Below are 14,562 nucleotides of genomic sequence, written 5' to 3'. Positions count from 1 at the left end.
AGGGGCCGCGAGCACCGGAACCGCCCGCCCGGTGCCCGACACCGGGGCCGATCGGTCCCGCACCTGCCCCGACAGGCCCAAGCGGACCGCGGGCGGGCAGGCCGACAGTGGAGGCAGGAACGCACGAGACGCCGCCGGACGGCGCCGGAGAATCCAGGAGCACCCCATGTCAGGCACGCAGATGGAGCGGAGGCGCAGCCTCTTCCCCGACCTCACGGACTGGTTCGGAGCCGGCTTCCCGGGCTTCCCCGGGTGGCGGCCGGCCCTCGGCACCCACCTGATCCCGATCGAGGTGACCAGGACCGACGGCACGTACACGCTCCGCGCCGAAATGCCGGGGCTGGACCCCGAGAAGGACGTGGAGATCACCGTGGACGGCGACATGCTCACCGTCAGCGCCGAGCACACCGAGAGCACGGAGGACAAGGACCACTCGGAGTTCCGTTACGGATCCTTCCGCCGGAGTGTCCGGCTGCCCGGCCAGATCCCCACCGAAGGAGTCGAGGCCGCGTACGAGGACGGCATCCTCACCGTCCGCGTCCCGATGGAGGCCGAGCCACCCGCAGGCCGTCGCAGCATCCCGGTCAAGCGTCCCCCGCAGGAGACGGGTGAGTAGCCGCGGAACGGACCCGGACCCGGACGCGGACCCGAGCACCACATCAGCAGGTGCGGCGCCACCCACCGCTGTTCACGACGGGTCCCCGCCCGTTCCCCGGGTCTGTTCGGCCACGTAGTCCGCGCACCTGTCGAGAGTGGTGAGGGACGCGTAGTCCTGTTCCGGGAGGGCGAGCCCCGTGCGGCCGCTGAGCAGTTCGACGAAGTTGAGGAAGTCAAGCGAGTCCATCTCCAGGTACTCGCGGAAGTTCGCGTGAGGGGGCACCGAGGAGAGGTCGGCGCCGGGCACGACCTCCTCGATCACGCTTCTGATCGTCTCGAGGGCTTCGTCGCGGGTCACAGGTCCTCCGGGTGCTGGAGCAGGCGGTCGAGCGTGGTGAGGAAGCGGGAGCCGGTCGCGCCGTCGCTGGCCCGGTGGTCGGCGGACAGTGTGGCGGTGACGGTCGGGTGGACGGCGAGCATGCCGTCGACCGCGACGGGGCGGTCGGTCACCCGCCCGAGGCCGACCATCGCGACCTGGGGCGGGTAGATCACGCCGAAGACCGTTTCGACGCCCTGGTCGCCCAGGTTCGTCACGGTGAGTGTGGGGTCCGCCGTCTCCGAGGCGCGGAGCCTGCCGTGCCGCGCCCGGGCGACGAGGTCCTTCAGCGCGGCCATCAGGTCCGGCAGGGGCAGCCGGTCGGCATCCGCCAGGGAGGGCGCCACCAGCCCGCCGCCGCGCAGCGACACGGCCGTGCCGAGGCGCACGCCGGTCGCGGGCACGAACCGGCCGCCGATCCAGTGCCCGTTCAGTTCGGGCACCTCGCGTGCGGCCAGCGCGACGGCTTTGAGCAGCAGTGCAGCAGGGACGAGGCGGTCGGCAACCGTCCGTCGGCTGTTCTCGGTGCGCATCCATTCCAGGGCCGCGGACAGGTCGATGACCGTCGAGAGGTAGTAGTGGGGGATCTCCCGCTTGGCACGGGCCATCAGACGGGCGATGGCGAGACGGTCACGATCACCGGCCGGCGCTGCCCGTCCGGCCGGCGCGGCGGGTGCGGACTCCCCGCCGGCGGCTCCGGGTGCGGACTCCTCGCCGGCGGCTCCGGTGCTTCCGGCGGCCGCGCGGACGTCGTCGGCCTTGACCGCGCCGCGGCTGCCGGTGCCCCTGACGGCGGCGAGATCGACGCCCAGGGACACGGCGAGCCGCCGGGCCAGCGGTGACGCCGCGATCCGCGCGGGCGCCGGGTGTGCGGCCCGCGACACGTCCGCGCGGGTGATCCGGCCGCCCCTGCCGCTGCCGTGCACCGCCTGGAGGTCCACTCCCTCCTCGGCCGCCTGGTGCCGTACGAGGGGTGTGGCGGGGGCTGCTGCTGCCGCGGGGCCCGGCCCGGGCGCCACGGCCGGGGGACCGGAGGCCGCGGGGCTGATCACGGCCAGGGGCGTTCCCACCGGCACGGTCGTGCCCGGCTCGGCCAGAAGCTCCGTGACGGTGCCCGACTCGAAGCACTCGACCTCGATCGTCGACTTGGCCGTCTCCACCACGGCGACGACGTCGCCCCGTGCGACCTCGGCCCCCTCGGCGACCAGCCACTCCACGAGGGTGCCCTCGTCCATGTCGGCTCCGAGGGACGGCATCGTGAACTCGCCCATGTCAGGCCACCGCCCGGCGGACGGCCGCCACGATGGAAGCCGGCTGGGGCAGGGCGGCCTCCTCCAACTGCTTCGCGTACGGCATCGGCACCTCCTGGCTGCACACCCGCTGGACGGGCGCGTCGAGGTCGTAGAAGGCCTGCTCGGCGATGCGGGCCGCGATCTCCCCCGAGATGCTGCCGCTGCGCCAGCCCTCGTCGACGATGACGGCCCGGTGGGTGCGCGCCACGGACTCCAGCACGGTCGCGTCGTCCAGGGGGCGCAGCGACCGCAGGTCCACCACCTCCACGTCGACGCCGTCCCCCGAGAGCTCCTCCGCCGCGGCCAGGGCCTTCGGCAGCGACCCGCCGTACGTGATCACGGAGACGTCCGCGCCGGGCCGGCGCACCGCCGCCGAGTCGAGGCCGACGGAGTCGGTCGCGGCGTCCAGCACGCCCTCCTCGTTGTAGAGGCTCCCGTGCTCGAAGAGCACGACGGGGTCGGGGTCGTCGAGCGCCGCGGCCAGCATGTGCCGGGCGTCGTCCACGGTGGCGGGGGTGAGTACCCGGAGGCCCGGGATGTGGGCGTACCAGCTCTCCAGGCTGTGGGAGTGCTGGGCGGCGAGCTGTCGGCCCGCCCCCGTCGTCATACGGATCACGATCGGAACGTTCAGCTGCCCGCCCGACATGTGCAGCAGGGTGGCCGCGTTGTTCATGATCTGGTCGAGGGCGAGCAGGCTGAAGTTCACGGTCATGATCTCGACGACGGGACGCATCCCGCCCAGCGCGGCACCGATGCCGGCCCCCACGAAAGCGGACTCCGACAGCGGGGTGTCCCGGATCCTGTCGGGTCCGAACTCCTCCAGCAGTCCCAGGCTCACTCCGAAGCAGCCGCCGTACCGGCCGACGTCCTCGCCCATGAGAAAGACCCGGTCATCGCCGCGCAGCGCCTCGCGCAGCGCTGCACGGAGGGCCTCCCGGTACGTCGTGCGGGCGGTATCGGCAGCCCGGGTCGCGTTCATCACACCCTCCCGGGGACGCTCGTCACGAACCGCAGAAGATCCGAGACCGGTTCGCGGGGGGCGGCTTCCGCGGCGCGTACGGCGGCGTCGATTTCGGTGGCCACGTCCTCCTCCAGCTGTTTCATCACCCCGTCGTCCAGGGATCCGGCGGTTCGCATCGCCCCCTCCAGGCCGTCCAGCGGGTCACGCGTCTTCCACCGGGCCACCTCCTCCTTGTCGCGGTAGCGGTCCGGGTCGTACATGGAGTGGGCGCGGAAGCGGTACGTCCGTGCCTCGAGGAAGTGCGGGCCTCCGCCTGCCCGCACCGACTCCGCCGCCCGCCGTGCGGCGGCCTCGACGGCCAGCACGTCCATGCCGTCGACGGTCCAGGCGGGCATACCGTACGACGCGGCGCGCATCGCCAGGTTCGTCTGCGCGTGTTCCCGCGCCAGACTGGTCCCCATGGCGTACAGGTTGTTCTCGCAGACCAGCAGGAGCGGCAGCTGCCACAGGGCCGCGAGGTTGGCCGTCTCGTGGAACTCGCCCTCCGCGTAGGCCCCGTCGCCGAAGAAGCAGCACGTCACGCGTTCGGCACCGCGCATCCGATCCGCGAGGGCCAGGCCCGCGGCCAGCGGCAGCCCGCCGGCGACGATGGCGTTGCCGCCGTAGAAGCGCCTCCCCGCGTCGAACAGGTGCATGGACCCGCCGCGGCCGCGGCTGCACCCGGTGGCCTTGCCGAACATCTCCGCCATCACCGCCTCGGCCGGTACGCCCCGCGCGAGGGCGTGGCCGTGCTCGCGGTAGGTGGACACGACGGCGTCCTCCTCGCGCAGGGCCTGGCCGACACCGACGGCGACCGCCTCCTCACCGATGTACAGGTGCACGAACCCGCGGATCTTCGCCGCGCTGTAGAGCTCGACGCAGCGCTCCTCGAAGCGGCGGATCAGCAGCATCTGCCGCAGCAGCACCAGCTGGTCGTCACGTTGCGGGCGGTGCTCGCCGTCCCCGGCCGGGCGCGGCCGGCGACTGCCGGGACGCTTCGGGCCGGGGGCACTCCTCGCGGTGGCGTTCATGGCAGGGCCCTTCCTCACGAGCAGCTCACGCAGGACTTTCCAGGGTCGACAGATCGCCCTCGGGCAGACCGAGTTCACGGGCCCGCAGCAGGCGGCGCATCACCTTGCCGCTGCGGGTCTTCGGGAGGTTCTGATCGAAATCGATCTCACGCGGGGCCACCGCGGGCCCGAGCCGCTGCCTGGCGAACGCGAGCAGTTCGCGTTTCAGCGCGTCCGCCGCCTCATAGCCGGGCCGCAGGGAGACGAAGGCCTTGACCACGGCCCCCACGACCGGGTCCGGGCGGCCGATCACCCCGGCCTCGGCCACGGCCGGATGCTCCATCAGCGCGCTTTCGACCTCGAAGGGGCCGATGAGGTGACCGGCGGACTTGATCACATCGTCGGCCCGCCCCACGAACCAGAACCACCCGTCCCGGTCCCGCTTCGCCAGATCACCCGTGAGGTACCAGCCGTCGACGAAGCAGGCCTCGTACCGCGCGCGGTCGTTCAGGTAGCCCCGGAACATCGAGGGCCAGCCCGGGCGGAGTGCCAGTTCGCCCTCCACGCCCGGACGGCTCACCTGCCGCACGTGCCCGTCGGTGACCGCCGCCCGTCCGTCCTGCCCCCGTTCCAGGATGGCCGCGTGCACGCCGGGGAGGGGACGCCCCATGGAGCCGGGGCGGATGTCGCTGGAGGCGTAGTTGGCGATCATGATGGCGCCGGTCTCGGTCTGCCACCAGTTGTCGTGCACGGGGAGGCCCAGCACCTCCTGCCCCCAGACCACGGCTTCGGGGTTGAGGGGTTCGCCGACGCTGGCGATGAAGCGCAGTGCGGAGAGGTCGTACGGGCCGGGAAGGCTGCGGTCGCCGCCCCGCGGCGTGGCCCGCATCAGCATCCGGATCGCCGTGGGAGCCGTGTACCAGACCGCGACGTCCTGCGTGTCGAGGATCCGGTACCAGCGGTGCACGTCGAACTCGCCCTCGTCCACCACCAGCGTGGCACCGTGCGTGAGCGGGGCGATGATCCCGTACGAGGTGCCCGTCACCCAGCCCGGGTCGGCCGTACACCAGTACACGTCCCGCGGGCCGACATCCAGGGCGAAGGCCGCCGTGGCATGGTGGGCCACGACCGCGTCGTGGACGTGCACCGCACCCTTGGGCGTGCCGGTCGTCCCGCTCGTGAAGTGCAGCAGGGCCATGTCCTCGGGGTCGGTGGGCGGCACCGTGAACACCGGTGACGCCTGCGCCATGAGGTGTTCGAGCACACGGGTGCCCTCCGGCGGGTCGGTGACGGCGCCGACCAGCAGCACGTGGGCCAGGCCGGGAAGCAGCGGGCGGATCGCCTCGACCTTGCGCCGGTACAGGGCCTCGGTGGTCACCAGGACCCGGGCGTCGCCGAGCGCCATACGCTGCCGCACCGGCTCCGGGCCGAACGCCGAGAAGAGCGGGCACAGCACCCGTCCGGCACGGAGCGTGCCCAGAGCGGCGGTGTACAGCTCCCGGCGCCGGCCCAGCAGAGTGAAGACGCGGTCCTGCGGGGCCGTTCCCAGGCCGGCGAGGACGTTGGCGAAACGGGACGTCTCGGCGGCGAGGTCCGCGTAGCTCACGCCGGTGACGGAGTCGTCGGCGGCGACGCACCGCAGCGCCTCCCACGCGCCGTGCCCGGCCTCGACATGCCGGTCGACCGCCTCGAAACCCATGTTCAGGCCGCCGCCGTCCGGCAGACCGCTCAGCCACGTCCGGGCCTCGCCCCAGGTGAACGCGGCGCGGGCCTGCTCGTAGTCCGGGAGCCGCCAGGTGTCGTCCGGGTGGCGCTCCTTGGTGATGATCGGGTAGGTCATGACGGCTCCTCGCCCACCACGAGGCCTGGTGGAGGTGCGACACCACCATCCTTCGGATGCGGCCCGCCGGGGGAGGGCCGAACGGGTCCGCGTGGGGACCGCTCGGGCCCTGCCGGCGCGCACACTCACCCCTCCACGGGCCCGCCGCTCCCCGGCGTCCGCTCGATGTCGAGTTCCAGGAAGTGGGCGGAGCACGAGATGCAGGGGTCGTGGTTGCGGACGGCCCGCTCGCACAGCCGGGTGAGCCCGGCCTCGGATTCCTCTCCGCGGTCGACCCCGGCCTGGACGATCCGGCGCAGGTCCTCCTCGATGGCGCCCTGGTTCTGCGCGGTCGGCGGAACGAGGCGTGCGTCGGTGACGCGGCCGCCGTCGTCGAGCGCATAGCGGTGGTACAGCAGGCCGCGGGGTGCTTCCGTGGCCCCGTGTCCGGTGCCGGCCCGGGCGGGGACCTCCACGTACGGGTGGGGCGGCGGCTCGTACGCCCCGATGATGCGCAGCGCCTCCTCCACGGCGTACAGGACCTCCACCGCACGGACGAGGATGCTGCGGTACGGGTTCCGGCAGGCGCTGCCGCGCCCGGTGCCTCCTGCTCCCGGCGGCGCCGGAGGGTCGCCCAGCCCGGCCTCCCGGGCCGCCTCCAGGGCCGTCGGGGAGAGGAGGTGACCGCTCACGGCCCAGCGGGCGAGCGAGCCGGTGAGGTGCCTGCGTCCGTCCAGCCGGGAGTGCAGGGCCGTGGAGTGCGGGACCTGAGCTTCTGCGACGTGGTCGCAGAAGTCCCGCAGGGGGAACGTGCGCCGCGCGAACGGCTCGTCGTACCGGATGACGGTGGGGACGCCGGACTCGATGGCGTAGGTGCCGGCCTCGGCGAGGGCGAGGAAGTCGGCGTCGCATTCGGCGTCGGGGAAGTCGAACCCGCCGACCCAGCGGACCGTGTCCCAGGCGTCGTCGAGGGCTCCGCGCAACCGGACCGCGAGCGGCCGCAGCTCCGCGGCCGTGGGGGTGCGGTGGAAGCCGCCGAGGCGGACGTTGACGGGGTGGATCGCCCGGCCTCCGAGCAGCTCGACCACCGCGTTGCCCGTCTGCTTCAGGCGCAGACCGCGCTCGACGTGCCCGCGGTGGGCGCGCGACAGGCCGATCACGTCGTCGTGGCCGAGGAAGTCCGGAGCGTGCAGCAGGTGGATGTGCAGGGTCTGGCTCTCGATCCACTCCCCGCAGTACAGCAGGCGGCGGAGAGCGGCCAGTTGCCCGCCGACGGCGACGCCGCACGCGTCCTCGACGGCCCGGCAGGCACTCATCTGGTAGGCGACGGGGCAGATCCCGCAGATGCGGGACGTGAGATCGGGGGGCTCCGTGTGGGCCCTGCCGCGGAGGAACGCCTCGAAGAACCGCGGCGGCTCGTAGATCGCCAGGCGTGTTTCCAGGACGGTGCCGTCATGGATCCGCAGGTGGAGCGCCGTTTCGCCCTCGACGCGGGTGAGGGCGGGGATGCGCAGGGTCCGGGACCGCGGCGTGGACTCCGTCATTCGGCTCCTTCCGCACCCGTCACACCGGGCCCCTGCTCCTCCACGGCGGCGAACGCGGCCGTGTTGAAGGTGTGCAGGAACCTCCCGACGTCCTCCTCGCTCATGCCGTCACGGTGCAGGAGCGGGACGAGCGCCGGAAGGTTGGTCGTTCCGGCCGGTCCGAAGCAGCCGTAGCAGCCGCGCCCGTAGGTCGGGCACAGCGCTCCGCAGCCGGCGTGCGTGACGGGCCCGAGGCAGGGTGTGCCGTGGGCGACGGTGACGCAGACGTTGCCGCGGCGCTTGCAGGCGAAGCAGACGCTGTGGTTCGGGATGCCGGGTCTGCGTCCTGCGAGGAACGCGGTGATCACCTCCAGGAGCTGGCCGCGGTCGATGGGGCAGCCGCGCAGCTCGAAGTCGACGGGCACGTGGGCGGAGACGGGCGTGGAGGTGGCGAGGGTCGCGATGTAGTCGGGTCGGGCGTAGACGGTCGCGAGGTACTCGTCCACGTCGGCGTGGTTGCGCAGTGCCTGGACGCCCCCTGCCGTGGCGCAGGCGCCGATCGTGACGAGGTGGCGGGAGTCGGCGCGGACGCGCCGGATGCGGTCCAGGTGCTCGGGCGTGCTGATGGAGCCTTCGACGAGCACGAGGTCGTACGGCCCCGGTGCGGCATCGCTGGACGCCTCCGCGAAATGGGCGATCTCCAGTTCGGCGGCGATGCCGAGCAGTTCGTCCTCGCAGTCGAGGAGGGTCAGCTGACAGCCGTCGCAGGAGGCGAACTTGAAGACGCCCAGGCGGGGCCGGGCGGCGGGCTGGGGGTGTGCGTCGGGGGTCGTCATGCCTCACAGTTCCCGGATGGCCAGCAGGGGAGCGGCTCGGTCGTAGCCGACGACCGGGCCGTCGCGGCACAGCAGCAGCGGCCCGAGCTGGCAGTGGCCGCAGTGGCCCGTGGCACAGCGCATGTTGCGCTCAAGGGAGACCTGGATGCGGGCCGGAGGCACTCCGCGGTGGAGCAGGGCGCGCGCGGTCGCGCGGATCATGACCTCGGGGCCGCACACGAAGGCGGTCGTGTCCGCCGCGGTGAACCGGGCCTCGGCGAGCAGCGCGGTGACCACACCGACCCTGCCGGTCCAGTCGTCGCAGGGGCGGTCGACGGTGACGGCCGCGAACGGCCGGCGCCACCCGGGGAACTCGTCCGCGTACAGCAGGTCGCCGGGGGATCTGGCGCCGGCGAGGACGCTCAGCCGGCCGTACGCGTCCGGCTCTGCCAGCACGGCATGGATGAGGGGGCGCAGCGGGGCGAGGCCGATGCCTCCGGCGACGACGAGCACGTCCCCGCCTCGGGCGGCCGCGGTGTCCCATGCGGTGCCGAACGGCCCGCGGACCCCGACCTGTGCGCCGGGCCCCAGGTCGCACAGCGCGCGGGAGACGGCACCGACGGCCCGTACGGTGTGCGCCAGCCGCCGGCCGCCGGGGATACGGGACACGGACACGGGGATCTCTCCGACGCCGAACGCGTACACCATCGCGAACCGGCCCGGTGCGAAGGGGGCCAGGGGCTCGCCGACCGGCTCCAGGGTGAGGGTGACCGTGTCGCGGGTCTCCTCCCGGCGGTCCGCCACCCGGTGGGGGAGCGGGGACAGGGTCATGGCGTGCGCCCGCTCTCGGGGGTCCGGTACAGGTCGAGCAGCCGGGTGCGTGTGGCCCTGAGCCGTTCTCCGATGGTCTCGGCGACGAGGGTGACCAGCGCCAGCCCCAGCACGGGCCGTGCCGCGCAGAGGTCGCGTACCGCCGCGGCGTCGAACGTCCAGGCGCGGGTCGGCTCCCGGGTCTCGGCGCCGAGGTGCCACTGCCGGGGCGGGCACAACCACGACCAGCCGAGCAGGCCGCCCGGGCCGATGGTCTCGACGACCGCGCGTCCCCGGCCGGGCACCTGGATGTCCAGCGCGACCGTGCCCGAGCGGAGGACCCAGAAGCGGTCCGCTTCCCCGCCCTCTTCGAAGACCCGGGTGCCGGCCGGCAGGACGGTGTCGCGGGCCAGGGCCATCAGCTGGGCGCGCTCCTCTGCCGGGAGAGCGTCGAGCAGCCCGTCCCCGCCGGCGGCGTCCGGATCTGCGGTCATGGCGTGCCCTCCTGCCCTGTGGCCTCCCGGTGCAGGGCGTGGGCCTCCTCGGTGAGGTCGATGCCCGTGGGGCACCAGACGATGCAGCGGCCGCAGCCGACACAGCCGGAACTGTCGAACTGGTCGTGCCAGGTGCCCAGCTTGTGGGTGAGCCACTGCCGGTAGCGGCTGCGGGGGGTCGCCCGGACCGGGCCGCCGTGCAGCAGCGAGAAGTCGAGGTCGTAGCAGGAGTCCCAGCGGCGCCACCGCTCGGCGTGGTCGCCGGTCAGGTCGGTCACGTCCTCGGTGGTGGTGCAGAAGCACGTGGGGCAGACCATGGTGCAGTTGCCGCAGCTCAGGCAGCGGGCCGTGACGTCGTCCCAGCGGTCGGCCTCCAGCGTGTCCCGCATGAGCGTGCGCAGGTCCACCGGCGGCATGGAGCGGCCCATGTGCTCGGCGGCCCGGCGCACGCCGTCGGCCGCGGCGGTACGCGTGGCGTCGTCGGCGGCGCTGCGGGGAATCTCCGCGAGGACCGAGGCTCCCTCCCCGGTCCCGCTCCGGCACAGGAAGCGGTGGCCGGCGCCGTCCACCACCTCGGTGAGAGCGAGGTCGTAGCCGGCGTCCGCGGCCGGTCCCGTGCCCATCGAGACGCAGAAGCACGTGGCCCCGGGCTCCGTGCACTCGACGGCGATGAGGAAGGCGCCCGTCCGCCGGGACAGGTAGGCGGGATCGCGGTACCGGCCGCCGGACATCACCCGGTCCAGGATCCGGATGGCGCGCAGATCGCAGGGGCGCACGCCGAGGAACGCGTAGGCGGCGCTTTCCTGCTCCTCCTCGCGCACGGTCAGCCCGCCGCCGGGCTCCCGGTCCGCGGACCACTGGCGCACCCGCTCGGGGTGCAGGAACGACTTCCACGACTGGGGACCCGCGCTGTGCGCGAAAGCGGCCCCGTCCTCACGCCGGCGGACCCGGTACCGCCCCGCCTCCAGCTCCACCCCCCACCCGTAGGGCAGCTCGGCGGCGGACTCCAGCTCGTCGAGGACGATCGCCGCGTCCCGTACGGTCGGGCCGATCACCGTGCGGCCGCGGCGCCTGAGGACCTGTACGAGAGCTTCGAGGCCGGCCCGGTCCAGCACCGCCTCGGCGGGGCCGCCCGCAACCCGGCCGACTTCTTCGGGGTCGCTCATGGCCTGCCCTCTCTCCAATAACCGCGGCCCGCGGAAGGCGGGCCGTGCGGGGCACCAGCAGTCCGCCGGTGCCGAACCGGACGGCGTGCACGTGGTCACGGACAGGGTGTCAGGCCGACCCGTCGCGAGTGGCGGATCCCGTCCGGCGAGTCGTGTCGCGCGGGTCCGTCCGGGTGCGGGCGGCACCCGGGGACGCGCCGTGCTGCCCGATGTCCGCCGCGATCCGCCGGATCAGCCGCGGGACCGCGCGAGCCACTGCCGGGGTGATGCCGACCCCCATCGAACGGTCCGCCCCTTCGACCGCGTAGACGATCAGGCGGCCGGGACTGCGGCCGAGAACCGCCCCGAGACGCAGCGCATCGGCGAGTCCGAGCCCGTGCGTGCTGTGCCTTCCGGCGGCGGCCGGGCGCAGCCCGCCGTCCGCGGCGGCATCCCACCGGTGCGTCCGCCCCGGCTGCGCCGAAGGGGGAAAACAGGCGTCGACGACGATGGCCAGGGCGGTGTTGTCCCACAGCTCGATCAGACGCCCGGGGTCCCCGTCGCACTCCGCGAGGACGGTGTCGGCGGGCAGCCGCCGCTGAGCGGACCGCTCCCTCAGCAGGCCGACCACCACCGGGCCGACACCGTCGTCCCTGCGGAACCCGTTGCCGAGTCCGATGACCGCCGCAGCGGTGAGCGCCTCCATCGGCTCCGACTCCTCTCCGCGGACGGACCGGCGGCGGCAGCCTCCTGCGCCACCCGGGGGCGGACGTGCCCGCGTGCCGATGATCGGGCCGGCGGCCGCCGTCCGCACTCCGGGTCACCGCGGCCGGCGCGCGGGCCGGTGGGCCTGAAGCCAGACTGGACAGGGGGGCGCGACGAGGAGGCAGCCATGAAGACAGCGCGGGAGATCATGCACACCGGTGCCGCCTGCGTCCAGGAGACGGAGACGCTCATGGATGCGGCACGCCGGATGGGCGAGCTGGACGTGGGGGCACTCCCCATCTGCGGTCCGGACGACCGCCTGCACGGAATCATCACCGACCGCGACATCGTGATCAAGTGCCTGGCGAAGGGAAAGGACCCGGGCCACATGACGGCCGGCCAGCTCGCCCAGGGCAAGCCCGTGACGGTGGACGCCGACGCGGGAGCGGACCAGGTCCTGGCCACGATGCAGGACCACCGCATCCGGCGGGTACCCGTCATCGCCGACCACCGGCTCGTCGGAATGATCAGCGAGGCCGATCTCGCACGGCACCTCACCGACGAACAGGTGGGCCACTTCGTCGAGACGATCTGCGCCGCTCGGTGATCCGCAACGACGCGGCACACGTGCAAGGTCCAGCCCATCGCTGACGCAGTCACTTCGGCCCGCGGTGCCGCTTGAGGAACCACGTCCCGCCCTCGGGCCCGGTCAGCCGCCACACACGGCTTCCGGTGCGGAGCCAGGACCCGCCGCGCGCGTCCGGCGCAGGGTGAGGTGGACGTCCGCCGGCACTGTGTACCGGCCCGTCACGGAGTGGTCCTGAGCGTGTCGTGGGGGCCGGTGGACTGGGACGGGAGAGTGGCTTCGAAGGCGGCGGCCTGGGTGAGGTAGGCGCTGCGGAAGTCCCCGGTGGCGGTCTTCTCGTCCATGAGGTCCGTGAAGGTGCCCGACTCGGCGACGCGGCCGTCCTTCAGGACGTGGATCAGGTCGGCGTGGCGTACCGAGTGCAGGCGGTGGGTGATGAGGACGATCGTCTGGCCGGTCGTGGCGGCCAGGGACCTGATCTGGTCGAAGACGCGCTGTTCGGCGACCGCGTCCAGGGCGCTGGTGGGCTCGTCCACGATCAGGATCTCCGCCCGCCGGTACTTGGCGCGGGCGATGCCGATGCGCTGCCACTGGCCGCCCGAGACCTGGTGGCCGCCCCGGTAGCCGCGGGCGAGGAGGGTGCCGAGGCCGCGGGGGAGGCCGTCCAGGACCTGGTCGGCCCCGGAGAAGGCGGCCGCGTCCTTGACCGCGTCGTCGTCGATGGGCAGCTCCGGGCGGCCGATGCCGACGTTCACGCGGAAGGTGAACGGCCAGTGCTGGAAGTCCTGGGACATCAGCGCGACGCGGTCGAAGAGCTGGTCGCGGTCGGCGGTGCGGGCGTCGACGCCGTCCCACCAGATCGTGCCGCCGCCCTCGTCCGGCAGGTACAGGCCGGCCAGGAGTTTGACGAGGGTGGACTTGCCGGAGCCGTTCTCGCCCACCAGCGCGATGATCTTCCCGGCGGGGAAGGAGAGGCTGACGTCGTGCAGCGTCGGTTCCGGCCGGGCGGCCGCGCCGGCGGGGTAGGTGAACGTGACGTTCTCGAAGCGGACTTCGCGCAGCCGCTCGGGCAGCGGCTGCCCGCCCGCAGGGATGGCCCGGGCCTTCGCCTCCCGGCACAGCCGTTCGAAGTCGGCGACGAACAGGGACTCCTGGTGCAGTTCGGTGATCTGCAGGACGAGGGTGTCCAGGCTCGCGCCGCCGGTGCGGATGGCCAGGACGGCCGTTCCGGCGACCGCCAGGTCCATGGCCCCGCCCCACAGCAGCGCGCCGAGGGCGCCGTACGTGAGGAGGGTGGCGAGGCCTCCGGCGCCGTCCGCGGCGAGCCCGATCCGGGCGGCGCGGCGGGCCAGCCGGGTCTGCTCGCGCTCGCTGGTCTCGGCCATGTTCCGGAAGTGGCCCAGCAGGAACGGCCCGATGCCGTGGACGCGGACCTCCGCCGCGGCCTCCTTCTGCGTCAGCAGCTGGCCGAGCAGGAGACCGGCCCGCGCATGCTGCACGAAGGCGTGGAAGGAGAGGTACTCCTGGCGGGAGATCATCAGTGAACTCCACGCGCTCGGCAGGGTCATCAGCACCAGGAGCGGCAGCAGCACCGGGTGCAGGACGGCCAGTACGCCGGCCGCGGCGATCAGCGACACCGCGGCGTTCAGGGTGTTGGTGCAGTAGCGGATCATGCGGCGGGCCGAGTCGGCGCCGTAGCGGGCCGCGTCGAGGAGCCGGTGGAACTCGTCGTCCTCGATCGCCGCCAGCTCCGTGCGGTGCACCAGGCCCAGGTACTGCTCGGTCGCGACCCGCTGCACCTTCGGCTCCAGCGCTCCGGTGGCCGCGGTGGAGGCCGAGCGCAGGAGGGACCCGACGAACGCCGTGACGGCGACGGCCGCCAGCGCGGGCACGGCCCGGGTGAGGCGCTCGTTGGTACTGCCGTCCGCGAGGATGTGCCCGAGCACGCTGTTGACGGCGACGAGGCCGACAGCCTGCGCGATGCCGCGGCCGACCTCGGAGGCCAGGACGACCCGCAGGGCCCGGGGGTCGGCCCGGCGGGCGAGGCGCAGCCCGGTGCCGACCAGGCCGGGCAGCTGCCGGGCCATCGACCAGAGGCCGAGACGGAGCCAGGCGCCCTCGTGCCGGTCCCAGCCGATGTCGTAGGCGAGTTCGCCGCCGAAGAGGAGCCGCTCGGAGTCCGACACCCCGGAGGCGCCGGATCCGGTCTTCTGACCCGTGGTCATGCGGCCCTCCCGGTGCCCCGGCGCGCGCCCGACGGGGCGGGGCGGGCGTCAACACGGCGCCGGTACGACGGGCCGGGGCGCGGGACACGCCCTCCCCGTTCGAACGGGGAGGGGTCTGCGGAGTGCTGAGGCTGTGGAGTCACGAGGTCCTCCTCATGGGTGCAC

General features: G+C 73.5%; 14 protein-coding genes. 2 read left to right on the top strand and 12 right to left on the bottom strand.

Annotation, left to right across the window (positions count from 1 at the left end):
* Window positions 1–166: 166 nt before the first annotated feature.
* Entirely contained in the window at window positions 167–616 is a 450-nt protein-coding gene (locus MUK52_RS02610) for an Hsp20/alpha crystallin family protein (protein ID WP_114055439.1), read from the top strand.
* 72 nt (window positions 617–688) lie between these two features.
* On the opposite strand, the gene MUK52_RS02605 is transcribed toward MUK52_RS02610, so the two are convergent.
* The 11 genes from MUK52_RS02605 to MUK52_RS02555 form a co-directional block, all read right to left on the bottom strand.
* Window positions 689–919 carry an acyl carrier protein gene (locus MUK52_RS02605; protein ID WP_284574402.1) on the bottom strand — a complete coding sequence of 77 codons (231 nt, stop codon included), beginning with the start codon at window positions 917–919 and terminating at the stop codon, window positions 689–691.
* Between the two features lie 32 nt (window positions 920–951).
* Window positions 952–2,244: a dihydrolipoamide acetyltransferase family protein gene (locus MUK52_RS02600; protein WP_114055441.1), complete on the bottom strand. Its 1,293-nt coding sequence runs from the start codon at window positions 2,242–2,244 to the stop codon at window positions 952–954.
* Between the two features lies 1 nt (window position 2,245).
* On the bottom strand, window positions 2,246–3,244 hold the full coding sequence (locus MUK52_RS02595) for an alpha-ketoacid dehydrogenase subunit beta (RefSeq protein WP_114055442.1): 999 nt from the start codon (window positions 3,242–3,244) through the stop codon (window positions 2,246–2,248).
* A complete protein-coding gene (pdhA, locus tag MUK52_RS02590; protein ID WP_502963614.1) occupies window positions 3,244–4,176 on the bottom strand; it encodes a pyruvate dehydrogenase (acetyl-transferring) E1 component subunit alpha in 933 nt (310 codons plus the stop codon). Before pdhA ends, MUK52_RS02595 begins: the two co-directional genes overlap by 1 nt.
* Window positions 4,177–4,321: 145 nt before the next feature.
* Entirely contained in the window at window positions 4,322–6,115 is a 1,794-nt protein-coding gene (acsA, locus tag MUK52_RS02585; RefSeq protein ID WP_284574399.1) for an acetate--CoA ligase, read from the bottom strand.
* 125 nt (window positions 6,116–6,240) lie between these two features.
* On the bottom strand, window positions 6,241–7,638 hold the full coding sequence (locus MUK52_RS02580; protein ID WP_284574398.1) for a Ni/Fe hydrogenase subunit alpha: 1,398 nt from the start codon (window positions 7,636–7,638) through the stop codon (window positions 6,241–6,243).
* Window positions 7,635–8,453: an NADH-quinone oxidoreductase subunit B family protein gene (locus MUK52_RS02575; protein ID WP_114055445.1), complete on the bottom strand. Its 819-nt coding sequence runs from the start codon at window positions 8,451–8,453 to the stop codon at window positions 7,635–7,637. Before MUK52_RS02575 ends, MUK52_RS02580 begins: the two co-directional genes overlap by 4 nt.
* 3 nt (window positions 8,454–8,456) lie before the next feature.
* Entirely contained in the window at window positions 8,457–9,263 is an 807-nt protein-coding gene (locus MUK52_RS02570; RefSeq protein WP_114055446.1) for an FAD/NAD(P)-binding protein, read from the bottom strand.
* Window positions 9,260–9,736, bottom strand: coding sequence for a cyclic nucleotide-binding domain-containing protein (locus MUK52_RS02565; RefSeq protein ID WP_114055447.1), 477 nt, complete (start codon window positions 9,734–9,736; stop codon window positions 9,260–9,262). Before MUK52_RS02565 ends, MUK52_RS02570 begins: the two co-directional genes overlap by 4 nt.
* Window positions 9,733–10,902 carry a 4Fe-4S dicluster domain-containing protein gene (locus tag MUK52_RS02560; protein WP_284574395.1) on the bottom strand — a complete coding sequence of 390 codons (1,170 nt, stop codon included), beginning with the start codon at window positions 10,900–10,902 and terminating at the stop codon, window positions 9,733–9,735. The genes MUK52_RS02565 and MUK52_RS02560 overlap by 4 nt, the downstream gene beginning before the upstream one ends.
* Before the next feature lie 109 nt (window positions 10,903–11,011).
* Window positions 11,012–11,587 (bottom strand): hydrogenase maturation protease, encoded by a 576-nt coding sequence (locus MUK52_RS02555; RefSeq protein ID WP_114055449.1) that lies wholly within the window; start codon window positions 11,585–11,587, stop codon window positions 11,012–11,014.
* Between the two features lie 186 nt (window positions 11,588–11,773).
* Here MUK52_RS02555 and MUK52_RS02550 point away from each other — a divergent pair, with 186 nt between their 5' ends.
* Window positions 11,774–12,193: a CBS domain-containing protein gene (locus MUK52_RS02550; protein WP_114055450.1), complete on the top strand. Its 420-nt coding sequence runs from the start codon at window positions 11,774–11,776 to the stop codon at window positions 12,191–12,193.
* Window positions 12,194–12,393: 200 nt separating this feature from the next.
* Here MUK52_RS02550 and MUK52_RS02545 read toward each other — a convergent pair whose 3' ends face one another.
* Complete coding sequence (locus MUK52_RS02545) at window positions 12,394–14,397, bottom strand: ATP-binding cassette domain-containing protein (RefSeq protein ID WP_114055451.1); 2,004 nt, start codon at window positions 14,395–14,397, stop codon at window positions 12,394–12,396.
* Window positions 14,398–14,562: the final 165 nt, after the last annotated feature.

The organism is Streptomyces sp. 2P-4 (assembly GCF_030167965.1).
Classification (GTDB): Bacteria; Actinomycetota; Actinomycetes; order Streptomycetales; family Streptomycetaceae; genus Streptomyces; species Streptomyces globosus_A.
The sequence above is the reverse complement of the archived record's forward strand: the minus strand, read 5'-3'. Positions and strand labels throughout refer to the sequence as shown.